Raw genomic sequence first — 24,679 nt, 5'->3', positions numbered from 1 at the left:
CATAGTAATCAATATGTTACACTATTAACGGCTCTCGTCGTTATTCATGCTCTCATTTTCTTCATGTCTGGAGCATGGTGACAACAACTTGATTTATTGTTGTTTTTGAGTTTTAGTTCAGGCACTAATTACCTGCTGTTTGGTGGATACCCGTTCTCTTTTCAGCTCGCATATCCTGGTATTGAAATTCGCTGTCACCTGAGCAGACGTTGACGAATCCAGGATTTCACCAAGAAGTGGTATCCGTCCACCATCACACTATCTCAACCCTGAGCGGCAGCCGTTTGGCTGAGCCGCGCAGATTTTTTCATCCGGGGAACGTAAGGGCAGGGCTGTGCCCTTCTGACCGAACAATGCATGGTGTGATTGCGTATCTCACCTGAATAATTGTGGAAAAATGGATTTATGCCCGATGGTCGGTCTTGAAGAGCAGGGAGGGGGTCCCGGTATCGTTGCGAAGAATCAATGTCGGCATGCTCGGTTTGGATGAAAAAATCTTTTCCTGCCGGGATTGTTACGGTAGATTTAGAGTTAAAAGTATTTCCCGTGCCTCAAGCAGAGGGGTTTGATGCAAACTGCTGGTCCCTTGAAGCGGGAATCTTTTCGTGAGTGAATGAAAAAGAAGATTTGTTTCTTTTTTCCTATTCCACAATAGCCTCCAGAGTTGACGGCATGTTTCGAATTATTTGTGTACTGGTTATGCTTGTCCATTGCCCGGGGAGTCTTCTTGCCCGTGATTCCGGTTATGATCTGGTCTATTTGTGGGATCGGAATCTGGAAACAATCCTTGATTATCAGCAGGAACTTGAGGAGATTTTAGGACCAGAAGTGGGAAACCGTTTGCGTATTGTCGGTCGGGAGGGAAGGGAATACGGGGTCGTCTACCACCTGGATGGTAGTGCACTGGAGTCGGCTCAGTTGGCAGTGCAGCATAATGAGGCGCTTCGTAAAGCCGGGCTTGCCGAGTGTTATGTCACGGCAACGCGGGGGTATTTCCGGTTATACAACGTCAGCTACGGCCAGGGCCCCAATCTTGATGCCTTGAAAAAGGTCTATGGCGAAGTGTACCAGTTTCTCGGCCAGGAAGTGGGCAAGGATCTGTTTATCGAAGAAACAGGATCTGAGCGGTACACGCTGATCTATCGGCGACGGGGCGACAGGGAATCGACTCTTTCCGTGGCTCGGAAACATGGTTCTCTACTGCAAAGGAAAAAAATCCAAACGTCCATCGCTCGGGAAAACAACAATCCCGTGGTGTTTGGTGAAGCCTCGTTTCTTGATGATGGTTCCGATTCTGAGCTCCCATCCGTCGAGGTTGCCTCAAACCCGCCACCGGAGGCAAAAGTGGCCAAGATCTCACCGCAGGCTCAACCGAGACAGGCCGTAGTCCGATTGTCCCCGGATGTGGTGAAAAGAGCGCCGGATAACGTCAGGAGAACAGCTGTATCCACCCGTTCCACCAATCGAAGACTCGAGCAGCAGATCGATGCGTTTATCAAGGACCTGCGGCGGAAAGGAGTGATTTCGAGCGACGAAGCCACCGGTTGGATGGTTTATGATCTGACCCGGGATGAAAGCGTGGTGCAGATCAACGGCGACCGATTTTTTCAGGCGGCGAGCATGATCAAGCCTTTTGTCGCCCTGGCTTTTTTTCATCAGGTCCAGGAAGGCAGTTTGCGGTATGGTCCTCAGAGTCGGGCCAATATGGAGGCCATGATTCAACGCAGCAACAATCCTGCCACTAACTGGGTTATGAAAGCCGCCGGCGGACCGGCCCGGGTTGATGGGATTTTGCGCAATCAGTACGGTCATATTTTCAAAAACACCAGTATTGTCGAGTATATTCCTCCCGGAGGCAGAACCTATAAAAACAAAGCTCTGCCCTCTGATTACATCCGCTTTCTGCGGGCTATCTGGAATGACGAAGTACCGTACAGCAAGGAAATTCGCCGTTTGATGTCCTTGCCGGCTCGGAGCAGACTCTACACCAATACGCCCATTCCCCAGGGAACCCTGGTCTACAATAAAACCGGGACAACGGCGCATCTCTGCGGTGATATGGGTATTCTTGTTCTCCGTGACAGCAATGGCCGCCGCTATCCCTATGCCGTGGTAGGCATTATTGAGCGCAGTTCCCGTCCAGCCGATTATGGAAGCTGGATGCTCAGCCGCGGTAATGTAATCAGACAGGTCTCAACCCTGGTTTATGAGGAAATGAAAGGGGAGTACCGTCTGCAATGAACACCACAACACCAGAAGCGCTGCTTCCGTGATTGGTTGTCCGCGTCGCCTGGAGATCTATGATGGCTGGTTTCTCCCTGAATTCAAAATAGGGGTACGTGCCAATATCGTGCACGAATGGATCATCATCTGTTGCTTTTTGGTCGAAAAATAAAGGAAAAAGCGCCCAGGGCGGCGAGCAGGTAGGCGAGGGTGGCGGCGATGGCAAGACTTGAATAGCCGGCATGCAAGGCAAGCAGCGCTGCAGCCGGAGCTGCGAGTACAGCCAAGGCACTGTCGATACCGCAGGCCCAGGGAATCTGTCCCGGGGTATCCCGGTTCAGCAGGCGGATGCCCAGAGGAAAAGGTAGGCCCAGGGGAAGAGCGGCGAGGACCAGAACAGCCATGCCCCCGCCGATGCGGATGACCGTTTCGGTAGCAAGCAGGAAGGTGATGATCGGGGTCAGGATCATCGGCATCAGTACTTGCAGGGTAGCAATGCCGAGGGCAAGTCCCATGAGCACGACCGGTCTGGCTGGTAACCTGCGACTATACCAGCTGCCGACACTCATGCCGCAGAGCAATGCTGTGATCACCAGGGCCGCACTGGTGACCGGACTACCCCACAGAAGGGTGAAGCGCTGAATAAGCGCTACTTCAAAAATCATGAACCCGGCCCCGAGACCGGCGAAATAGAGCAGGGTGAATGGGGCACGGGACAACGAGGCGCGCAGGGGCCACAAAGGAGCAAAAACCACCAGGACAACCGCTATGAACAGGAGCAGCAGCAGGGCCAGGAGAAAAATCGGCCCCCTTTCACTGATACTGAGAAAATCAAGATCAGCATCATAGGTGCCCAGGCGAAGAAACTGATGAAAAAACGGGCGGTCATCCGTAGGGGCGCGAATGTCGAAGGGATAGGTGCGGAGCAGGTTTTCAGGGTGGCCACTGAGGAGTTGTGCCAGCATTGACTCGAGAGAATCGCCAGCCCTGCCGTGCCGGCGCTCCCCAGACCCAGGCGGCCAGAGCACGTCAAAGCCCTTGGCCTCGGCAAAATGGATGACAGCCTCGAGAGTTTCTAAAGATAATGGTTGCCGGTCGGCAAGGATGGACAGTGAGCCCCATCCGCGAATAATCGTCACATGGTCTTCCGGCTGTTCGATCCCTGTTGCACGCAGAGATTGGACAATGAGATGCACCATGCGGGGTGCATGGCGCAGGGGCTCATCCAGCCAGACGTTGAAAGCCAGGCGACCGGTCGGAGTCAGCATCCGCAGAGCACTGGAGATCGCTTCCACGGTAAAGAGCGTGTCTTCACCCAGGGTCTGCAGACCGGTAGGGCCTCCGAACATGCCGCGGTCCGGGAAGAGGATCAGGTCCAGGGGGGGCAGGTCGGCCTGGGCCAGAAACAGACGGGGGTCAGATTGTTTGAGACGGGTGCGATCAGCAACAATCAAGGGGGTGATGAGAGTCGTGATCCGGGGATGCGGTTCAACGGCAACGGTCTGTGCGCCTTGAGCGGTGGCGAGGTTGAGGAAAGGAGTACCTCCGGGAGCCAGACAGAGCAGGGTATGGACTGGTCCGGCTGCAAAAGCCAGGGCGCGGGGTGTTTCCGCCAGGATCAGTGCGGCGGGATCAGCTGGATTGAGCAGATGACCGGCGGCCTCGCCGTCGATGAAGAGGTGGGGTGGAGCTGGTACGGGACCGGTATAATACAGGCTGAGATCAGGCGCAAAACGCAGCACAGAGGATTGAGCAATGTCCACCCGCCCCAGTGGATGTGGCAGGGGACCTTGCCGTTCAACTCCGGGTAACTGGAGGGCATAGCTCAAGGCCTTGTATGGTGAGCGGGGGAGAGGAGGGGATAAGGCAAGGGCTACTCCCACTGCCAGCATGGTCAGGAAAAAGACTGCTTTTCCGGGACGAGCCGGCAATGCCGCCAGCAGAGCAATCCAGGCCAACCATGGCATGACCTGTTCCGGAAGGGCAAAATGCAGGAGACCAAGGGAGGCGACAGCGCCGACCGCAGAGCCTGCCAGGTTGGCGGCATACAAAGGTCCGATCGTGCCCGCCCCCAGTGAAAAAGCGATCGTGAGAGAGGCTGCACCAAGAAAAAATGGAAGAAACATGACCCCACCCAGTATCACCAGGCGTAGCCATTGGCTGTGGTCGACATGGAGCAGGTCCACTTCCAGGCCCATGAGCAGGGGGTGAGCCAATTGGGGAACTAGAGCGGTGGCCAGGGCGCAGAGCAGCAGGCAGGGGGCAAACAGCCTTTTGAGGCTGGCTGGTCTGGACCACAGAGTCAGAACCGAACCGCCGGCACCAAAGCCGAGCAGAGCGATGGAAAGCACCACATAGGCAAGATGATGTCCCTGGGCATAGCCAAGCGCCTGCATCCAGACAATCTGCAGTGCCAGGAGCAGGAAGGAAATGAACGCGACGGAAAGTGCCGACATGGCGGCAAGGTTAATGTTCGGTCTGTTCAACAGCCCGGGTGAACGGCACAAAACGAACCGGCAGCATATTACGGGTGGTAATATGGTCACCCTCTTTTTCCACCAGGACCAGTTGCTGGGTCCGGAAAGGGGAGCCGACCGGGATAATCATCCGGCCGCCATCCTTGAGTTGGGCAATGAGCGGCGGCGGAATGTGCGGTGCCGCCGCGGTTACTACGATGGCGTCAAATGGGGCGTGTTCCTCCCAGCCGTAATACCCGTCGCCATGTTGCACGGAGACATTGGTGTACCCAGCCAGTTCGAGGCGCTCCGCGGCCCACTTGGCAAGGGGGGGGATGATTTCGATGGTGTAGACCTGGGCGACGATTTCCGCCAGCACCGCTGCCTGATAACCGGAGCCTGAACCTATTTCCAACACCCTGGCATCAGCCCGGGGGCGAACCAACTCTGTCATCAAGGCCACGATATAGGGCTGAGAAATGGTCTGACCGTGACCAATGGCCAGGGGGCGATCCTCGTAGGCATGACGTTGCTGCGCTTCCGGTACGAACAGGTGTCGTTTGGTATTACGCATGGCCGCCAGCACCAAAGGGTCGTGGATATCGCGGCCGGCGATCTGGGTTCGGACCATTTCCTGCCGGGCAGTTTCGGTCGGATCGGCCTGAGCAAACGCTGCCGAACCCGCGAGAATGAGTGCGGCCATTATAGCGGCGCCAAGGAAAGGGATTAAGACGAGCTTTGGGTGAATCATGACTGCTCTCCTCCTTATGTTCAGAGTGTGCTGGTCCGAGCCTGCTTGCAGCGCCGGCAATCCCATTCAGCTGATGAGCAGGGAGGCACTTTGTATCAGCGTACCGGCAGAAAACGGAACCATGGCAAATGCTGATTACAGAAAAAATTGAACCCGAACAAGAGCCCAGCCGTCACGGATTCAAGGGTCAGGTGATATGGTCCAGCCCTCCGGTTAAACGGAAATGTCGCTGTCTGTTTACTGCAGAGCGTTTCCGAGGGCCAAGGCCGGTTGTCTCGGATGAACGAGTCCGGATCAGAGGGCAAATTTCTGGTGCAGTGTGGGCAAGTGGACCTCAGTGTTGGTGAGAAGGGCGGCAAAGGACTGACGGGCGATCTCCTCGCCGTGGACGAGAAAGGTCTGTTCGGGACCTCCGGTTCGGGCATGCCAGTTGAGCAATTCCCGTTGATCGGCGTGGGCGGAAAAACCACCGATGGTGTACACTTCAGCGTTGACCTCGACCTCCTCCTGGAATATACGAACCTCATCATGGCCGTTGATGATGCGTCGAGCCAAGGTGCCGTTCGCGGCAAAGCCGACGAAGATAACCGATGATTCCGGGCGCCACAGGTTGTGGCGCAGGTGGTGGCGAATCCTGCCGCCGGTGCACATGCCGCTGCCGGCAATGATAACCGCACCGCGGGCCTGCTTTAAGGCCATGGATTCGGCGGCATCGCGGACCATGTGTAAACCGGGGAGAGCAAAAGGGTCGCGACCCGATGAAATGACCTCCCAGGTCTCCTCATCAAAGCACTCTCGATGACGGAGGAAAATCTGGGTGGCGGAAATGGCCATGGGAGAGTCGAGATAGACCGGCAGGTTACGATCCAGCAGGCCTTTTTCGATGCCCTCGCGGAGATAATAAAGGATTTCCTGGGCTCGCTCCAGAGCAAAGCTGGGAATAAGCACATTTCCTCTTCGGGCTACGGTCGTGTTGATGGCCTGATACAGTTCATCGAGCGAAGGGTCCAGCCGCTTATGCTCCCGGTTGCCGTAGGTGGTCTCCATGATCACGGTATCAGCATGGGGCGGAGGGGCTGGGTCGGGAAGAAGCGCTCGATCGTCATAGCCGAGGTCACCGGAAAACAGTACCCGGCTTCGCCGACCGGTATCCTCGAGTTCCAGAAGAATGCCGGCTGAACCGAGAATATGGCCGGCATTGAAAAAGCTGGCACGAATGCCGGGACAGAGATCGTGGGCTGTCATGAAATCAACGGTGCCGCTGAAATTGTCCAGACAGTTGAGAGCATCAAGGGTATCATAGAGGGGCTCAACCGGTTCGCCTCGGTCTTTTTTTTTGCTTGCCTTGTAATTACGGTATCTGGCTTCCTCTTCCTGGATGCGAGCTGAATCCAGCATGACCAGTCTGGCCAGTTCACGAGTTGCCGCCGTGGTAATGATCTTGCCTGTGAACCCCCACTTGCTCAGCAAGGGGATACGGCCGCAATGGTCGAGATGGGCGTGGGTCAGGAGCAGATAATCGATGGCTGCCGGATCAAAACCAAAATCGTTGCGGTTGTCTTCCTCCAACTCCCGCTTGCCTTGGTACAGGCCGCAATCAATAAGGACCCGCTTGCCTCGACATTCGATCAGAAAACAGGAACCGGTGACATTACCGGCTGCTCCGTGAAAAGAAATATGCATACCCGCTCCTTTTGTCCTGAATCCGTGACGGCTGGACGCTTGTTTTGGATATATCTTGCTGTATTCATATTATAATTACAGCGGAATCCTTGACGATACCTTTCACCAGCCGCCCTTTGGGGCATCCGTCCGTACTTCATCTTCATTGCCCGTAAATGTCCGATAATGGTTGTTTTAATCGGGAAATCACAGGCAATACAGCTGACGCACGGACGAATGCTTTCGGATCCAGGTTTGTGTTTGCATGGGTTGATCCTCGCTTTCCGTCTCTCCTCTGCACATCCGGCTATCTCTCACCGCGAAGAACAATGGTCACGCGACGATTTTGCTGCCGGCCCTCTGCCGTGTCATTGGAGGCAACCGGGTTGGCATACCCGTACCAGTAGAGGAGCATGTTATCACGGCTGATGCCAAAGTTCCTTTCCAGATAGGCGCGAACACTTTCAGCCCGGCGTTGGGAGAGCCCGATATTATAGGCCTCGGTGCCGATGGAATCGGTGAATCCGGAAAGAACCACATACAGGTTGGGGTTTGTGCGAAGCAGGTGTCCCAGCCTGTCCAGTTGGGCATTGAATTCAGGTCTGATGTCGGATTTGTCAAAATCGAAAAGCACGTTGTCGAATCCGTTTGCCGCTGTGTACATATAGAGTTTTCCCAGCAGGTGTTCCGGTCTTTCAAAAACGGTATCGAAATCGATGACCTGTGAGCACGAGTTGACTGAGGCGATCTGTTCGAGCAAAGAACGGGCCTCTTCCTCAACGGCACTGGAGATAATATTCAGGCAGATATCATATCGGGCGGCCAGCATTCTGGCCTGATCCAGTGGATGTGGTTCCAGGCCGGCGAAGGTGGAATCCTTGCCATCAGAGAACAGGAAAATTTCAGTTCGCCCCGAGAGACCAAGGAGATGTTCCAGTTTCATCAAGCCGGTCTGGAGCATGGGGGGGCTTTGCGGCGTTACCGGCAATTGCTCGATAGCCCTGGCAAAGGCATCTTTTTCGTAATTTTGCAGCCGATAATAGGGTTTAAAGGCCATGGGAGAACCATGCAGCCACAGGCCGCCTTTCCAGTGCGGATACAGCCCGGCCTGCCATCTTAAGTCAGGCAGGGATGCGTTGCTCTTGCGCAGGATGATTTGAGAAGCCTCCAACCGAGTCAGGCCGGTGTCTTTGTATGGCGTTGCCATGGTGGTGGACGGATCATAGACAATGAAAAAATTATCAGCCATGCGGATGAATCGTCCCTGATCAGCAGGAATGGCTGGATCGTTCGCTGCCAGGGGTGGGGTACTGCTCCAGGATGGTCCGATGGTCAGGGTGAGCAGAAAAAAGATGCAGAGTGACAGGGCGGTTGGGCGGGAGGGCGTCATGTCGGCTCCTGAATTTATGAGCATTATGGAGGGGACCTCCAATATTCACATGTCCTTATATGTTCGAGTATACCCGTCGGAGTTGACCTGTCAAGCATTGGGAATGATTTTGACCAGATGGAGATGCGTGCTTTTGTTCTCTCACGGCCTGATGGATTCTTCGCATGCCAGGCCGGGAGATACTGGTGCTGAAAAAGCACCGAGTTCACCCGGGGGAAAGGGCAACCACTGGAACAGGTAACGTTCAAGGGTGAAACACCTGTCGAAATTTTCACGGATCCGAGTTTCCCGTGTCGCATTGCCACGACCGTAATGGTCCAGAATGTACTGCAGACGTTCGTTCAGGTCCACCACCAGATGATGGCGGACCCGCTTGTCAGCATAATAAACAATTTCTCGGGCATTAAAGGTCCCGTTTTGATAGCGTTGTGGTTCGAATTGACCGAGAATGACATGTTCCGCGACGATGACGGCAATTTCCGCAAAACCTTCTTGCCGGCAGATATCAGCGCCCACCTTGGCATGGTCCCGATTGTCGCGCAGACAAGGAGTTTTGGCAATATCATGCAAGAGCGCCCCGGTAACGACCAGGTTGCGGTCGCACTGGTGACGATCCGGGGCGGTTGCGCACAACCCGGCGTGAATACGGTCGACCAGGCGGGCGACAACCAGGGAGTGATGACGGATATTGACCAGCATGCCGTACTGATCCATCAGTTGCAGCGACTGGGCAAGCGAAGGGATTCGCATACTGGCACCTTTGTGGCGAACGGGACAGGACGGGACATCACTTTATCCTGAATCCGTGACGGCTGGACCCTTGTATTGGATATATCTTGCTGTACTCAAATTATAAATGAAGCGGGATCCTTGATAATACCCTTCCCCAGCCGCCCTTCAGGGCGTCCGTCCGCACGCCATCTTCATTGTCGGTAACCTTTCGATAAAGTGTCCTTTCATCGAACGGTCACAGACAATACATCTGACGCACGGACGAATACTCACGGATACAGGCTTATCGTAACCCATCACTGGTGGGTGCACCTGTGCAGTTGGCCATGTTCCTAACCTCATTGGCAGCGGTCACAGATCTCTTGGGTTTGTCGAGACATGGTGCTGTCCGTTTGAGCCTCCTTGATGGAGGCAGTGGCGACGGTGCAAAAATGATGTGCAGGTAAGCGGTTACGACTTATCTGCCGCTGTGGCGATGAACAGCGTCGACCACGATACGGACCTGATCTGGAGGGGTTTCCGGCTGAATACCATGGCCAAGGTTAAAAATATAGCCCCGGGCGGCTCTGGCTTCCGACAACATGCCTTTGACCCGCTGTTCCAGGCGGTCCGCTGGTAGAAAAAGAGCCAGAGGATCGAGGTTGCCCTGCACAGCATGGTCTCCCGCCCGCTGGATGGCCTCACCGATGGGGAGTCGCCAGTCAAACCCCAGCACGTCAGCGCCCGCGGTCACCGTCATTCCAGTCAGGGTGGCCCCATTGTTAGCAAAATAGATCAGGGGAATGTCTGTCATGGCACGCAGGTCGGCAATGATCGACTGGACATAGGGCAGGGCGAACTGCTCATAATCGCACGGAGCAAGAATGCCGGCCCAGGAATCGAAGAGTTGCAGGGCCTGCGCCCCTGCTCTTGCCTGTGCCTGCAGATAGCTGCTGGTGCAGGCGGTGATTTTTTCGAGCAGATCATGGTAGAGTTCCGGTTCCTGGAACATCATTTTTTTGGTGTGGAGGAAGACCCGGGAACTGCCGCCCTCGATCAGATAGGTGGCCAGGGTGAAGGGGGCACCGGCAAAACCGATCAGCGGCACTTGCAATGCCCGGCGCAGCAGACGGATGGTTTCCATGACAAAGGGAACTCTCTCCTTAGGATCGGGAACCACCAGGGCGTCCACCGCTTGTCGGTCACGGACAGGCTGGGGAAAGACCGGCCCTCGCCCTTCGTGAAATTCCAGGGCGAGACCCATGGCCTCCATGGGAATGAGGATGTCTGAGAAGAGAATGGCGGCGTCGAAGCCGAAAATATCAACGGGCTGCAGGGTAACTTCCGTGCACAGTTCAGGTCTTTTGCATAGCTCCAGAAAGCTGACTTTACTGCGTATTTTCTGGTATTCAGGCAGATATCTGCCAGCCTGCCGCATAAACCAGACAGGAGTGTAGGGGGTTTGTTCGCCTCGACAGGCCTTGAGAAAAGTATCGTTCATCGCTCTTTGCAGGTTGAATGTGGATGGAATCCGACTGGTCTGGCACGGGTGACAGTGCCTCCGGCCGGTGCTGTATTCTTCCGATACCGTGAGGTCAGCGGAATCATTCCTCAGCGTCCGGGCTGGTAAGTGCAGAAAGGCTCGGCCGCCATATAGTCACCGGTCACGGCATAGGCTCGGGCTCTACAGCCACCGCAGACATTGACATATTCACAGCGGCCGCAACTGCCTCCATAATCGGCAAAAGTACGAAGGTTCAGGAACAGGTCGGATTGTTCCCAGATGTCGCGAAATGACCGGGTGCGGATGTTACCGGCGGCCAAGGGGAAATAACTGCAGGGCAGGACATTGCCGTCAACATCAATCAAGCAGATCAACTGGCCTGCGAGGCAGCCCTTGGAGCCGCCGGTGGAGAATTTCAGACTGCGCCGCCGAAAACGTTCGCCCTCCTGTTTGGATCGCTGCAGAACGATCCGGTAATACTGAGGTGCGCAGGTGGGACGAACCAGAAGTTCGTGTTCCTCTTTTTCCATCTCGTAATGCCAGTTGAGTATGTTTTCGTACTCATCGGCGGGGATTAATTCTTCCATGATTTCCTCGCCGCGGCCGGTGGGGACGATCATAAACAGATACCAGGCCGTAGCCCCCAGGGATTTGACCAGCGGGTATATTCTGGCCGCTTCACCCTGATTGCGCTTGGTAAAGGAGGAGTTGATGAGGAAATCGATCTTGTTTTCGTTGAAAAGACGAATGGCGTTCATGACGCCGGCATAGGCTCCGGGCTGGCTGCGGAAGTTGTCATGGACAGCGGCAGTTGATCCGTCCAGACTGAGAGAAACCATTTTAATGCCCGATTCCTTGATGAGTTTGCAGGTTGTTTCCGTGACTAAAGAGCCATTGGTCGCCAGGCACATCCGCAATCCAAGGGAGGTGCCGTGGGCGGCGATATCAAAGACATCAGGCCGCAGCAAAGGCTCCCCGCCGGAAAGAACCATGACTGGATTGGCGTAGCTGCGGATTTCCTCCAGTATCCGTTTGGCCTCACCAAAGGAGAAATCGGGATGATCGGCAACCTCGAGGTCGGAAGAGGAGCGGCAATGGACACAATGGAGATTACAGCGGCGGGTTATCTCCCAGGCGATCCATTTTGGCGTATATTCCATGACGTTAATATAACCTGTAAAAAAAGACCTGAATCCGTGAGCGTTCGTCCGTGCGGACGAATGCCCCGAAGGGCGGCTGGTGAAGGGTATTGTCAAGAGTTCAACTGCAATTGCACTGTGATTACAGTAAGATATATTCAAAAAAGAGTCCAGCTGTCACGGATTCAGGGTACCGCGAGGTTGCGGGTGAGCCTGAGTCCGATACCAAGACAACAGTAATGAATATAGGTTCCTTGATCAATCGGGTCAACCGCTTTGTCGGTTACCGGTCCCGAGAGAAATGAAACATCCGTCCTGTCATAATCACTATTGGCAATATTTGGGAAAAGGTATATCTTTTAAATAAATTGTTGGAAATTATTTTCAGGTGCCCCATATCCTTGGATCCGTGAGCGTTCGTCCGTGCGTCAGCTGTATTGTCTGTGCCTTTTCGATTAATGGAGACTTTATCGGACGGGTACGGGCAATATAGATGGCGTGCGGACGGACGCCCCGAAGGTCGGCTGGTGAAGGTTTTATAGTCAGGGATTCTACTGCACTTATAATCTGAGTACAGCAAGATATATCCAAGATAAGCGTCCAGCCGTCACGGATTCAGGCCATCTTCAAGGAGGTCATTTATGCAGCCAGTCAGGAGTATTCTTACCCCTATTGATTTTTCCGACAATGCCGGTAAGATCGTCAAGGCAGCCGCCTATGTGGCCGGTTCTTTCAAGGCGGAACTACATCTGGTTTTTGTAGTGCAGAATTTTGAAGATTACAGCGGTTTTTTTGTGCCCCCCGTCAATCTGCCCAATCTCGAAGAGGAGTTGTTTGCCTCGGCGCAGCAGCAGATGGAAGCCTTTGTTGAAGAATACGGCGAGATGCTGAAAACAGCCGGTGTACCCGCTGTGACCAGCAAGGTGGTGTCCGGTGATATTGCCGAAGAAATTCTGAAGTATGCAGCCCGGAAGAAAATTCAGATGATCATCATGGGAACGCATGGATACAAGGGACTCGAGCGGATCATGTTTGGCAGCGTTGCCGAAAAAGTGGTCAAGACCGCCTGCTGTCCGGTGATGACCATTAATCCTTACCGTGAAGAGTGCGAGGAAAATGTCACCTGAGCTTGATGATGTAGGGGGTGTTTATGATTGCACAGGCCCGGTGGAGGGTAAGGTTTCGCTGTAGAGGTGTGTTTCGCTGCAAACCGGAAAAGGCAACCGGTGAACAACCGGCGGACGATGGATGTCAGCATGGAAAAACGAAAATATCCAAGAATTTTCATTCAAGGTATGCAGTACGACGTTTCTGATGGAATCGGTTGCTGCTCGGGGGCGGTCCGGGATGTTTCCCAGGCTGGCCTGTGTCTGACGCGGATTCCAAAACGATTGGGAACAAGGACAACGACGTATACAGTGGTCGCTTCTCAGGGTGAAAAGTATTTCAAGTTCAAGGTCAAGCCCCGATGGGAAAAAATTGGCCGTTTGAGTAAGAACATCGGGGTCGAAATTGATGAGGTACCGCGTCAATGGACGGAATACATCCTTTCGCTGGAGCATTTTCTCGGCCCTGAACGTAACCGCGGGGGAGGAAACCGCGGATTTGCCCAGCTTTCCTAGGCTCCGCGGGCACAGGTGTTCCGGATTTATCCAGACGTGGCAACTCGCTGGAACCTCGAACCCTCAAGCTTGGCTAATCGCGTCCGTATGAGGAAAGGGTGCTGGCAATCCTTGCTCGACCGTACCTATTCGGGACAAGTGAGATAAAGACATTTTTCCAACCGTTTGAGAGAAGGGGGCTGATGTTTTTTATATCCTGAGAAAACCAACGATGGTTTTCGGCCCTGCTCCTGGCGTTCCAGGTTTTTTTGAGGGCGCTTCTCCTGCAAAGCTTTCCATGAACAGGCATCGGGGAGAGATCCCGGGAAAAACAGAAAGTTCAAGCCGACATCGCCCGTAGTCCCTGGCGGGAAACTGCCTTTCACATTGTTGTTGCCATTGCTGCTCAAGATTCTGCTTGTCGTGCTTTGCCACTGCCTCGTTGTGTTTTTGCAGTTCATGGGTGCTTGCCAACAATGCACTCAGGAATGAGCGCAATTGCGGGCAGCCCTCGTAGAGTTGCCCTGGAATCGCTGGCTCCATGGGCCACGACCGGGGTGCAAGGGGCAGATCCAGGATAGCAAGCTGTTGAGAGGCACGGTCGTGATTTTTCTCGTACATGTCCTGCAGTCTGGTCATCGCCTCCTCATGCCTGGTCACCAGCAATTCGGGTGGCCTGGAGGATGGATGATGGAAAAACAGGCGACTCCAGGCCCTGAGACGATAACGCAGGGTTGCATCCAATTCCCGGACGATGGGTTGGGTACCCTCTGAGAAAAGAGTTTCTGTTTCTTCGCGTAGTTCGGCCAGAAGAGCCTTTTGCCGTCTGTCGATGGTCTGCAGTCCTTTTTCAACAGCCCTCTGCTCTTGATCCCATGTCTCCGCAAGGTTGAGGATCAAGCGGGCCTGCCAGAGGAGGGCTTGCTCCTTGTCTTCCTGGTGATCATCGTTGCCGTGCAGAAGAGCGGTAATGATTGAATGCCTGCTTTCCACGGATTTCTGCTGATGTATTTCTGCCAGGGTGAGCATGGTGAGTTGATTGATGTACGCATGACCTCGCGTGGCAATATCTTTTGCCAGGGTAAGGAAGTGCTCACGTTGGTCGCCAAGTGGGAGTGGCGTGTATGCCTGGAGCTTTTTGCTGTGGCGAAGTTCCTGGACGAAAGGCGTATCTTGCGCTGAATGAGGGCCGTTTTCAACTGGTTGCAGGTAGACGAGGACTTCGAAAACCTGTACAAGGGGAAACAGGAATTCTTCCTCGGGAAATGTTTCAGGAAAGATACAGGCGGTGGTTGTGTTCATATGAGTACGTTACGGGAAAAGATTTCATTGATGTTGACAGGCCTGGCCTACCTCCTTTTTCACCTGCGGGTGGGGGATGAGGTGGGGAGTACTGTTATGGGGACACTGTATCAGTTGATGCTCACTGTTCCCTATGCACTAGGCTTCACCTATATTATCGCTGTGATTTTTCGACGAGCATACGGCGGTGTCTGGTTGCCCTGGGACAGGCTGTTCCGCATTTTTTTCACCATAGGCATTTTGTTCGCCTTTTTTTTTGCTTTGTATGAGTATGCAGGTCAAGGTGAACTGCCGTTATAGCAAAGGGCTTGCTCACCAGCACTTCATAGACGGGCGATCAGATTGCCGTTGATAATGCCAGTCCGGGAAAGAAATTTTTTTCTGACCTGAATTTGTGACGGTTTGACTCTTCTTCTGGATATATCCTGCTGTACTCATCTAATAATTGCAGCGGAATCGTTGACAATACCTTTCTCCAGCCGCCCTTCGGGGCATTCGGCAGCACACCATTTTCATTGCCCGTAACCGTCCGATAAAGTCAGCTTTAATCGAACAGATATGCACAACGAACCTGACGTACGGACGAACGCTTACGGATCCAGGCGTTTATGTATCGCTGGAAAAGGGTTTGAGCCTCCAAGTCATGGAGTCTTTTGCACGTACCCTGTGAATGGTCAGAATCCAGGCTGCTGAGTAGATCGTCATCCTTGCACCAGCAAATGAAAAACACTGCTGGATCTCAACGGATCACGGTTTTCTGCATATAGAGTCCGGCGGCTGCGGTCGTGTTGGGCATGAGAATACAGTCAGGCTTCATGAGTGTTCCGGGACTGGTGACGGCATTGCAGCCGGTTTGGGTATTGTCGCCCATGATGGCTCCGAGTTTACGAAGACCGCTGTCCAGAGAGCCGACAGGTGTTTTTACCACAACGTTGCCCGGAAGAAAACGCAGGTTGGCACATTTTGTTCCAGCGCCCAGATTGACGTTGTTCCCAAGGATCGAATCGCCCAGATAGGCAAAGTGTCCGGCTTTGGCGTCATTGAAAAAGATGGAGTGCTTGCATTCCGTGGTGTGGCCGACGACGCATCGTCTACCGATCAGGCAATGACCGCGGAGATAGGCTCCCTGCCGGATTTCAGAATAATCGCCAATGATGGCCGGCGCCTTGATCAGGGCTCCTGATTCGATGAGCACCCCCTTGCCGATATTGATGTTCCTCCCCATCAGAACCGCTCCGGCCATGATCACCGAGGCGCCCTCCAGAATCTGACCATTTTCCCAGACAGTAAGTCCGCCCCTGGTGATGTCGCCATAACTGATGATGCATTCTCTGGCGTTGCGCAATTTGCCGTTGAGAAAAATGTACGGACTGGGCAGGGGAACACCGTCGGCCAGACAAAGGTGCTGAAAGGCCGGGGTCGTGTAAAGGGTCATATGATCTTTGAGTTTTTTTAACGGTTCCCACGGGTAGACGCAGCCGTTGAAAAGATCTGCAAACGGGCAGTCACTCAAGTCGAAAAAGGAATCCATGGTCAGCATGTGCGGCTCCTGGACTGTGGAGACAGGGAGAAGAATAACTGATCTTCTATATTGAGCCGCTGGCAATTATTCAAGGAAAATATTCTTTGTCGCCAAGGGGCTGCCATCGCCTTGACTTCGGATTGGGTTGTGTTTACTGTCGAGAAACCGCTCAGTGGAAATAGAGGCATTTATGGCCATTTCAAGGAGGAAAAACGTGGAGTTTGATGATTCTTTATCGACCAGCATGGGAGACTTCGGGGAACATGCGCAGGATCTGGAAATCCCCGATTCTCTGCCCATGATGGCGGTTCGAGATGTTGTCGTCTTTAATTATATGATTATTCCGCTGTTTGTCGGTCGGTCTGGTTCCATTGACGCTGTGAACGATGGCCTGAGCAACAACAAGCTGTTAATGCTGGTGACGCAGAAAGACCCGACCAAAGATGAGCCGGAAGAGAAAGACCTCTACAGAGTGGGTATGGTGTCCATGATCATGCGGACACTTAAACTGCCCGACGGTCGGCTGAAAGTCCTGGTTCAGGCGCTCGCCAAGGCTCGTATCCGCACCATTCTTCAAGATAAACCGTTTTATCGGGTCGAGGTCGATTTGATCGAAGAACCCGAACCCGGTGAGATTACGGTGGAAATCGAGGCACTGATGCGCACCGTGCGAGAGCAGACGGAAAAGATTATGTCGCTGCGCGGTATTCTTTCCTCAGATTTAATGATGATTATCAATAATATTGAGGAGCCGGGGAGATTGGCCGATCTGGTTGGATCCAATTTGCGCTTGAAAATATCGGAATCGCAAAAAATCCTTGAAACCATAGAACCTAATGAACGTTTACGTCTGGTCGCTGATCTGCTCCACAAGGAACTGGAGGTCTCCACGGTCCAAGCCAAGATTCAGTCAGATGCCAAGGAGGAAATGTCGCGTAGTCAGCGGGAGTATTTCATCAGGGAACAGATCCAGGCATTGAAGCGCGAACTGGGAGACGAAGATGGCTACTCACAGGAAATAGATGATCTTCGTAAACAGTTGCGCAAGAAAAAGATGCCCAAATATGCCAAGAAAGAGGCGCGTAAACAGTTGAAGCGACTGGAGATGATGCATCCGGACGCTTCCGAGGCCACCATTGTCCGCACCTATCTTGACTGGTTTCTCGATCTGCCCTGGCGCGAATCTTCCAAAGATATGCTTGACCTCAAGATCGCTGCCCAGGTGCTCGACGAAGATCACCACGGGCTGGAGACTATCAAGGAGCGTATCCTTGAATATCTGGCGGTACGTAAGCTCAATACCAAAACCAAGGGACCTATCATCTGTTTTGTCGGTCCTCCCGGTGTGGGGAAAACCTCTCTGGGCCAGGCTATTGCCAAAGCCATGGGGCGCAAGTTCTACCGACTCTCCCTGGGGGGCATGCGGGACGAGGCCGAAATACGGGGGCACCGCCGGACCTACATAGGTGCTCTGCCCGGGCGTATCCTCCAGGGGCTGAAGAATGTCGGTGCCAATAACCCGGTCTTCATGATGGATGAGATTGATAAGGTCGGTGAGGATTATCGTGGTGATCCCTCCTCTGCCTTGCTCGAGGTTTTGGATCCTGAGCAGAACAATGCCTTTTCCGATCATTATATGAATCTGCCCTTTGATCTTTCCAAGGTCATGTTCATCACCACCGCCAACAGAAGCGATACAATTCCCGGTCCCTTGCTTGACCGCATGGAGGTGATCCAACTCTCCGGGTATACCCTTGAAGAGAAAATGGTGATCGCCACAAAGTATCTCCTGCCCCGTCAGATCAGTGAAAACGGAATTAAAACCAATCAGATCAGGATCAATGACCTGACGCTGGAAGCCATCATCAGGAAATACACCCATGAAGCCGGGGTAAGAAATCTTGAGCGCGCTCTTGGTAAAGTGTGTCGAAAAATCGCACGCAAGGTCGCGGAGGGCGGCAAAGGACCCTATGTGATTTCAGAAAAAACCATGGAGAAATACCTTGGGCCACCCAAATATCTCCCTGAGGCTGAAATTGATACCAGCACCCAACCGGGATTGGCTGTTGGCCTGGCCTGGACCGAGGTTGGCGGTGAGTTGCTCCACATCGAAACTTCAGTATTGCCTGGTAAGGGGAAATTACTACTTACTGGGCAATTGGGAGAGGTGATGAAGGAATCAGCTCAGGCTGCTCTCAGTTACTGCCGCAGTCGTTATGCTGATTTGAAAGTAGAGCCTGAATATTTTGACAATGTGGATGTCCATGTTCATGTTCCCGCGGGAGCCATCCCAAAAGATGGGCCTTCGGCGGGCATAACGATGACCACCGCCCTTTTTTCCGCCATCAGCGGTAAAGGGGTTCGTCGGGGTATTGCCATGACCGGTGAAGTCACTCTGCGCGGCCGGGTTCTGCCCATCGGTGGATTGAAAGACAAGGCTCTGGCAGCCTTGCGAGCCGGTATTTCCAAGGTGCTCATTCCCGAGGAAAATCAAAAAGATCTTGTTGAAATTCCAGAAGAGCTGCGCAAGAAAATCACCTTTTTTCCGGTCAGCCACATGGATCAGGTTATTGAGCTGACCTTGGGGAAAATCACCGAGCAGAGTCGCAAAGCGAAAAAAAACACGGTACCGATTACGAAGTGAGACCTTGAAAAGCAACGGCCGAAGGGATTCCTTACCCTCCGGCTTTCTCTGTTGATCAGCATGTATTCACTCTTTCTTGAACAGTGGGACATCGAGTTGTAGTGGACGATATGCATCGATATCTTCACGGTGATAGCGACACCTGTTTGGTTGTCGCCTTAGTGACAAAGAATCTCGTGAGTTGGGCACTGTCGCGCGCTGGGTGCCCTTCGCCGGCCCAGAGTTTTGTTTGAGAAACGATATTCCACGCCAACACACCGGTTGCGCTGTGATGGTCAGCTGATTTTCTTCAATGATGACAGGTTATTTTCTGCTGTCTGGAATCTGTTACCGGTATATTGATGCGTACATTGATCCTGTCGTTGTTCGTTGTTTTGCTTTCGGCCGGTCTTGGAATTGGTTTCTGGTTCTGGTCCTACCTGATTTCAACCGCCTCTGGAGAGGGTGAGGTCGTCGTCTTTATTCCCAGAGGCGCCGGCGTGCGAGACATCGGTAGAATTCTCGAATTGAACGGTGTCCTCGATAATGATATCCGCTTTCTTGCTTATGTGCGCTTGACCGGGCTCGGGCCAGGTCTTCGGGCGGGGGAGTACCGTATCCCCCGAAACCTGACTCCTCCTGAAGTTCTGCGCATGCTCAGTCGAGGTGAAACGCTTCGCCACCAGATCACGATCCCCGAGGGCATGACGGTCGAACAGGTGGCCTCCATTTTTGCCAGGGACGGTTGGGTTGACAGAGATCGTTTTCTTGAACTCACCTGGGACTCCCGCTTCATTGAGACGTTGGGGTTGGATGTCCCCCATCTCGAGGGATATCTGTTTCCGGAGACCTATACCCTGAGTCGACTCGAAACGGACGAAGAAATCCTCATTCGTGCAATGGTGAACAATTTTCAGCGAGTCTGGAGCGAGATAGAGTCGGAGAATCCCAGGGGATTAAATCGGCACCAGGTGGTTACTCTCGCCTCGATTGTTGAGAAGGAGACCGGAACAGCGTCTGAGCGCCCGTTGATCGCCCGGGTTTTTTATAATCGTCTGGAGCGCGGCATGCGTCTGCAATCAGATCCAACCGTCAGTTATGGCCTGGTGGATTTCACCGGCCCCCTGACCCGGGCGGACCTCCGGCGGGAGACACCGTACAATACCTATGTCATTTCCGCTTTGCCACCGGGGCCGATCTGCAATCCTGGGCAGGCCGCTCTGGAGGCTGTTCTGAATCCCGTTGAATCCAATGCCCTGTATTTTGTTTCCAGAAATGACGGTACTCATGTTTTTTCCACTAACCTGAAGGATCATAACCGGGCAGTGTACAAGTATCAGCGCAGTCGTTGACAGGATCCTGAATCCGTGACGACTGGACGCTTGTTTTGGATATATCTTGCTGTAATCATATTATAATTTCAGCAGAATCCTTAAAGAGAACCTTCACCAGCCGCCCTTCGGAGCGTCCGTGCGTCAGCTTTATTGCCCGTAACAGTCCGATAAAGTTTACTTTAATCGAACGGTCACAGACAATAAAGCTGACGCACGGACGAACGCTCACGGATCCAGGAGGATACAATGGCCTGCCGACTTTCAGCAGGAATGTGCCGCGATGATCATCCATAACAAGTGCTGGTCAAATAAAATCAAAAGCCCTTGCTGACGATATCGTTAAAATCCTTGTTTTTAATTTTTTTAGTGTTATTCTCCGCCCAGGAGTAGATCATACGGATGTGTTCCTGTCGCGTTGCTGTTGTATCTCGTTGAGCGTGGCCGGCAATTCTGTATGGAGAGAATGATCAGCCCAATACAAGGAGAACAAGGGAGCGATGTTGAAAGGAACAGTAAAATGGTTTAATGAATCCAAGGGTTTTGGCTTTATCGAACAGGAAGATGGCAAGGATGTCTTTGTCCATTACTCGGCTATTAATGGATCGGGATTCAAAACCCTCAACGAAGGCGATAAAGTAGAGTTCGAAATCGTTGACGGCCCCAAGGGACCGGCCGCTGCCAACGTCCTGAAGTCATAAATATATATATGACGTATCCTGCCCGGCAGGGTGATCTCTGCCGGGTTCACTTTTGGTTTCGGAGGGCAGTGACAGACAATGCCTCCGCAAGCAAACGCCCCGCTCGCCCGGTTCAAGTATCTTCTTTCGCTCGAACCTCAAGCGGTCTGATAAAAAAATACTTCAGCCGCAATCGAACTCCAGATTTCATCAAACGTTGTTTCCATTTTGAAAATAGCCCTAGTCCAGACAAATCCGATTATCGGAGCCTTTGAGCAAAATTTGGGGCATATTTTTACATGGATCGAAAAAGCCCGTCAGGCACATTGCGATCTTGTTGTTTTTCCTGAATTGTCGTTGTGCGGCTATCCTCCCCGTGACTTATTGGAACGTCCCGATTTTCTTGATGCTCATGACCGCGTTCTGGAGCAGTTGATCACCGGACTGAACGGCATCACCTGTATTGTCGGGGTGCTGGAACGGCGACAGGAGCCCGGGAAGGGGCTGTATAATTCGGCATTTGTTGTTGAGAGGAACCATATTGCTTTCCGGGCCCGCAAACAGCTGCTACCAACCTATGATGTTTTCGATGAAACCCGGTATTTTGAAGCTGGAACCGTGTTGACGGTTTTTCCCTTCAAAGGGCTGCACTTCGGATTGACCGTCTGCGAAGACATCTGGTGGAACCATCAGGCCTACCCTCATGATCCCCTTCGTGATCTTGCTGTTGGTCCGGTTGTTCCGGACTGCCTCATTAATATTTCCGCTTCGCCCTATTATCACGGCAAAATCAATGAACGGCGCCGTGTTTTTGGGGAAATGTGTCAAAGGAATTCGCTGCCTCTGCTCTATGTCAATCAGATCGGTGGTCAGGATGGGCTGGTTTTTGACGGGCATTCCATGGTCATCAATAGGTCCGGCAATACCCAGCATGTTGCCGCCGGTTTTAGTGAAGAGATGTTGATTACGGACAGCGACAATTGGGACGATGACGGTTGCTGTTCAATTGAAGATTCCGTGGCCCACGTTGCAACGGCTCTGGTAACCGGGGTACGTGATTATCTGCACAAAACCGGTTTCGGCAAAGTGGTGGTAGGGTCTTCAGGCGGGATTGATTCAGCAGTGACAGCGGTGATTGCCTGTCAAGCCCTGGGGCCTGAAAATGTCCTTTGTGTTGCCATGCCCTCGCCTTATACATCGCAACAGTCTGTAGACGATGCCACCAGGCTGGCAAAAAACCTGCTCTGCGGTTTTGAGGTGCTGCCCATTGCTCATGCCATGGATTCTTATCGCGAGATACTGGCGCACCTGTTCGCCGGGTATCCTGAAGATATAACCGAGCAGAACATCCAGGCTCGAATCCGAGGCAACTTGCTCATGGCCTTGGCTAATAAATTCAATTGGTTGCTCTTGTCAACCGGCAACAAATCAGAAATGGCTGTAGGGTATTGCACCCTGTACGGTGACATGTGCGGCGGGCTGGCCGTCCTTGCCGATGTCCCCAAAGCCATGGTGTATGCTCTGGCTCGCCAGGTCAACCGGGAAGGTGAGGTGATCCCTGAGAGTATCATCATGCGACCACCGACAGCTGAATTGAGACCTGATCAACTTGATCAGGATGACCTGCCTCCCTATCCGGTTCTTGACGCTGTCCTGCATGCCTATCTGGAAGAGTTGAAAAGCGCCTCTGAAATAGCCGCCCAGGGGTACGATATCCGGGTGGTACGGGATATAATCCGGCGAATCCGGCTCAATGAGTACAAGCGAACGCAGGCGCCACTTGGCATTAAAGTAACCAGCAAAGCCTTCGGACCCGGCCGTCGTTATCCATTGGCGCAGGGATTTGTCGAGTGAAGGCAACCTTTGTTCCTCGGTACGTTCGGTGACAGAGTTTTCTTTTCTTTTCCAATTGGATATATCTTGCCTGAAACCAGCTTTTTTCCGGCCTGAAAAGGGGTGGAACGTCATATGAGTCGGTCTTTTCACGGTCGAATTTCTGCTGTTCTCTTTTTACCTGTCATTCTGGCGCTGATTGGCTACCTGGTTGTTCGCGAGCAGGCTACCGAACGGCCGGAGCAGTTATCCATCACCACTGCCGGTATGGTGGAGATGTGTATCGAGTGCCATACCACCGAGGTGCTGGATGGAGCCCATGACCGCTTGGTCATCGGCTGTTCTCCCTGCCATCTGGGTGATCCTTTGGCTATTGACAAGGACAAAGCCCATATCGGCATGGTTCTCAATCCTGGTGATTTGCGCGTTGTCCACCGAACCTGCGGCGTAACGGGCTGTCATCCCGAGGATACCGACAAGGTGAAGAAATCCCTGATGGCCACTAATAGAGGCATCCTGGCAACCTTGCTGTATTATTGGGGTGAGCGGGACACGCAGGATGCGGACATCTCGGTGGAACAATTGCTTGAAACCGGGGAAAACTCCCTGGCCATTGATTATTTCCGCAAGCTCTGCGCCACATGCCATCTCTGGAAACAGAAGAACGATCTTCCCGGTGCACCGGCTTTTTTCAATGAAAAAGGTGGTGGATGCTCTGCCTGTCATTATGTGCTGCCGGAAGGGACACCCCAGAACACGGTGACTACGGAGATACCCGATGACATCTGGGATGACGTTGATAGGCCACATCCCCTGATAATCAAAGAGGTCCCGGATGACAACTGTATCCGTTGTCATAACCGCTCTGGCCGTCTTGGCCTCTCCTACACCGGCCTGTATGAAGCCGAAGGGTATGGTACCCCTTATGAACAGGGTGAACATTCTTCGCAGCGTTTGGTTGGTGATCGTTATTATCTGCGATTGCCCGAGGACATACACCACAAAAGAGGTATGTCCTGTATTGATTGTCATACCCGGGATGAGGTCATGGGGGATGGTGAATACTATGCGCATTATGAAGAGGCTATCGAGATCACCTGCCAGAGCTGTCATGACGAACAACCTGGCTTGACGCGCAAGCAGAACCAATTGACCAATGTGTTTGCAAGAGACGACGGGGTGTTCATGCTCCGCGGGAAAAATGATGGCAAAGAGCGGCTGCTCCGGGCTCCCCACGAGCAAGCCTGCCGATATCCCGGCCACGAACGGGTGAGCTGCGATGCCTGCCATTCCACTTGGGTGCCCCAGTGTTACGGCTGTCACGTGAAACGGGATGATAGGGAAACACACCTGGACAAGCTGACCCTGGAAGAAACTCAGGGCTGGTGGGAAGAGGGGCGATCCTACATCCGTTATGAAAAACCCATGCTCGGAGTCTGGGGTGACAAAATAGTGGTTATGACCCCGGGTTGCCAGGACCTGGTGACCCTGGTTGATGAAGAGGGAAACATCACGGGTGGTTTTAACCGATTCACCATGGCGGCCATCAGCCCGCATACCACCCAGGCGCAGGGCCGGACATGTAAGGATTGTCATGCTTCACCAAAAACTGTTGGACTTGGCGAGGGAACGGTGGTCAAAAAAGATGGGGTCTGGGAATTTTTTCCGGTGGATCGCGGCTTGTCAACCGATGCAGGGCTCACGCCGGGATTTGATACCTATGTCACCATCGATGGAGAACCTCTCCAGTATGGTTCGCGGCAGGACGTGCGTCCTTTCAATGGCGAGGAATTGCGGAGAATACTGCGTGTCGGTCTTTGCCTTGATTGTCATACCACTCTGGACGATCCCGTGTATCAGGAGTATGACCGGGAGAAACCCTGTCCGGTCTTCAACCTGAATCCGTGACGGCTTGACGATTGTTTTGGATATATCGTGCTGTAATAAGATT

The 24,679-nt window shown here is 53.1% G+C and carries 18 protein-coding genes; 9 read left to right on the top strand and 9 right to left on the bottom strand.

The features are described from left to right. Positions 1-672 precede the first annotated feature (672 nt). Positions 673-2,241, top strand: coding sequence for a serine hydrolase (locus JWG43_RS13275; protein WP_205243428.1), 1,569 nt, complete (start codon positions 673-675; stop codon positions 2,239-2,241). A 125-nt stretch (positions 2,242-2,366) separates the two neighbouring features. Here the strand turns inward: JWG43_RS13275 and JWG43_RS13270 are convergent, their stop codons facing one another. The 7 genes from JWG43_RS13270 to JWG43_RS13240 all read right to left on the bottom strand — a co-directional run bounded on the left by JWG43_RS13270 (position 2,367) and on the right by JWG43_RS13240 (position 11,857). Further along, complete coding sequence (locus JWG43_RS13270) at positions 2,367-4,679, bottom strand: spermidine synthase family protein (RefSeq protein ID WP_205243427.1); 2,313 nt, start codon at positions 4,677-4,679, stop codon at positions 2,367-2,369. 10 nt (positions 4,680-4,689) lie between these two features. Beyond that, positions 4,690-5,430 (bottom strand): protein-L-isoaspartate(D-aspartate) O-methyltransferase, encoded by a 741-nt coding sequence (locus tag JWG43_RS13265; RefSeq protein ID WP_205243426.1) that lies wholly within the window; start codon positions 5,428-5,430, stop codon positions 4,690-4,692. 294 nt (positions 5,431-5,724) lie between these two features. Then, complete coding sequence (locus tag JWG43_RS13260) at positions 5,725-7,113, bottom strand: MBL fold metallo-hydrolase (RefSeq protein WP_205243425.1); 1,389 nt, start codon at positions 7,111-7,113, stop codon at positions 5,725-5,727. A 286-nt stretch (positions 7,114-7,399) separates the two neighbouring features. Then, entirely contained in the window at positions 7,400-8,482 is a 1,083-nt protein-coding gene (locus tag JWG43_RS13255) for an OmpA family protein (RefSeq protein WP_205243424.1), read from the bottom strand. Between the two features lie 141 nt (positions 8,483-8,623). Further along, positions 8,624-9,232 (bottom strand): HDIG domain-containing metalloprotein, encoded by a 609-nt coding sequence (locus JWG43_RS13250; protein WP_205243423.1) that lies wholly within the window; start codon positions 9,230-9,232, stop codon positions 8,624-8,626. 439 nt (positions 9,233-9,671) lie between these two features. Beyond that, on the bottom strand, positions 9,672-10,694 hold the full coding sequence (hemE, locus tag JWG43_RS13245; RefSeq protein WP_205243422.1) for a uroporphyrinogen decarboxylase: 1,023 nt from the start codon (positions 10,692-10,694) through the stop codon (positions 9,672-9,674). Positions 10,695-10,804: 110 nt separating this feature from the next. Next, entirely contained in the window at positions 10,805-11,857 is a 1,053-nt protein-coding gene (locus JWG43_RS13240) for a radical SAM/SPASM domain-containing protein (protein WP_205243421.1), read from the bottom strand. Between the two features lie 620 nt (positions 11,858-12,477). Between JWG43_RS13240 and JWG43_RS13235 the strand changes: the two genes are divergently transcribed. Together JWG43_RS13235 and JWG43_RS13230 are read left to right on the top strand one after the other, a co-directional pair. Beyond that, entirely contained in the window at positions 12,478-12,963 is a 486-nt protein-coding gene (locus JWG43_RS13235) for a universal stress protein (RefSeq protein WP_205243420.1), read from the top strand. Between the two features lie 129 nt (positions 12,964-13,092). After that, complete coding sequence (locus tag JWG43_RS13230; RefSeq protein ID WP_205243419.1) at positions 13,093-13,458, top strand: hypothetical protein; 366 nt, start codon at positions 13,093-13,095, stop codon at positions 13,456-13,458. A gap of 189 nt (positions 13,459-13,647) precedes the next feature. On the opposite strand, the gene JWG43_RS13225 is transcribed toward JWG43_RS13230, so the two are convergent. Further along, positions 13,648-14,739: a hypothetical protein gene (locus tag JWG43_RS13225; protein ID WP_205243418.1), complete on the bottom strand. Its 1,092-nt coding sequence runs from the start codon at positions 14,737-14,739 to the stop codon at positions 13,648-13,650. Between JWG43_RS13225 and JWG43_RS13220 the strand changes: the two genes are divergently transcribed. Then, positions 14,740-15,039: a hypothetical protein gene (locus tag JWG43_RS13220; protein WP_205243417.1), complete on the top strand. Its 300-nt coding sequence runs from the start codon at positions 14,740-14,742 to the stop codon at positions 15,037-15,039. Positions 15,040-15,478: 439 nt separating this feature from the next. On the opposite strand, the gene JWG43_RS13215 is transcribed toward JWG43_RS13220, so the two are convergent. Further along, the gene (locus tag JWG43_RS13215; protein ID WP_205243416.1) at positions 15,479-16,279 is read right to left on the bottom strand and encodes an LbetaH domain-containing protein; all 801 of its coding nucleotides are present in this window, start codon (positions 16,277-16,279) and stop codon (positions 15,479-15,481) included. A gap of 196 nt (positions 16,280-16,475) precedes the next feature. Here JWG43_RS13215 and lon point away from each other — a divergent pair, with 196 nt between their 5' ends. From lon to JWG43_RS13190, 5 genes are all read left to right on the top strand, one after another. After that, entirely contained in the window at positions 16,476-18,905 is a 2,430-nt protein-coding gene (gene lon, locus JWG43_RS13210) for an endopeptidase La (RefSeq protein ID WP_205243415.1), read from the top strand. Between the two features lie 341 nt (positions 18,906-19,246). Beyond that, positions 19,247-20,236 (top strand): endolytic transglycosylase MltG, encoded by a 990-nt coding sequence (mltG, locus tag JWG43_RS13205; RefSeq protein WP_205243414.1) that lies wholly within the window; start codon positions 19,247-19,249, stop codon positions 20,234-20,236. A 479-nt stretch (positions 20,237-20,715) separates the two neighbouring features. Continuing rightward, positions 20,716-20,916: a cold-shock protein gene (locus JWG43_RS13200; RefSeq protein WP_205243413.1), complete on the top strand. Its 201-nt coding sequence runs from the start codon at positions 20,716-20,718 to the stop codon at positions 20,914-20,916. A gap of 207 nt (positions 20,917-21,123) precedes the next feature. Continuing rightward, positions 21,124-22,749: an NAD+ synthase gene (locus JWG43_RS13195; protein ID WP_205243412.1), complete on the top strand. Its 1,626-nt coding sequence runs from the start codon at positions 21,124-21,126 to the stop codon at positions 22,747-22,749. Positions 22,750-22,863: 114 nt separating this feature from the next. Beyond that, positions 22,864-24,636 (top strand): hypothetical protein, encoded by a 1,773-nt coding sequence (locus JWG43_RS13190; protein WP_205243411.1) that lies wholly within the window; start codon positions 22,864-22,866, stop codon positions 24,634-24,636. Positions 24,637-24,679 lie beyond the last annotated feature (43 nt).

Origin of the sequence: Desulfobulbus alkaliphilus, from assembly GCF_016918545.1 — a bacterium.
Lineage (GTDB): Bacteria > Desulfobacterota > Desulfobulbia > Desulfobulbales > Desulfobulbaceae > Desulfobulbus > Desulfobulbus alkaliphilus.
The sequence above is the reverse complement of the archived record's forward strand: the minus strand, read 5'-3'. Positions and strand labels throughout refer to the sequence as shown.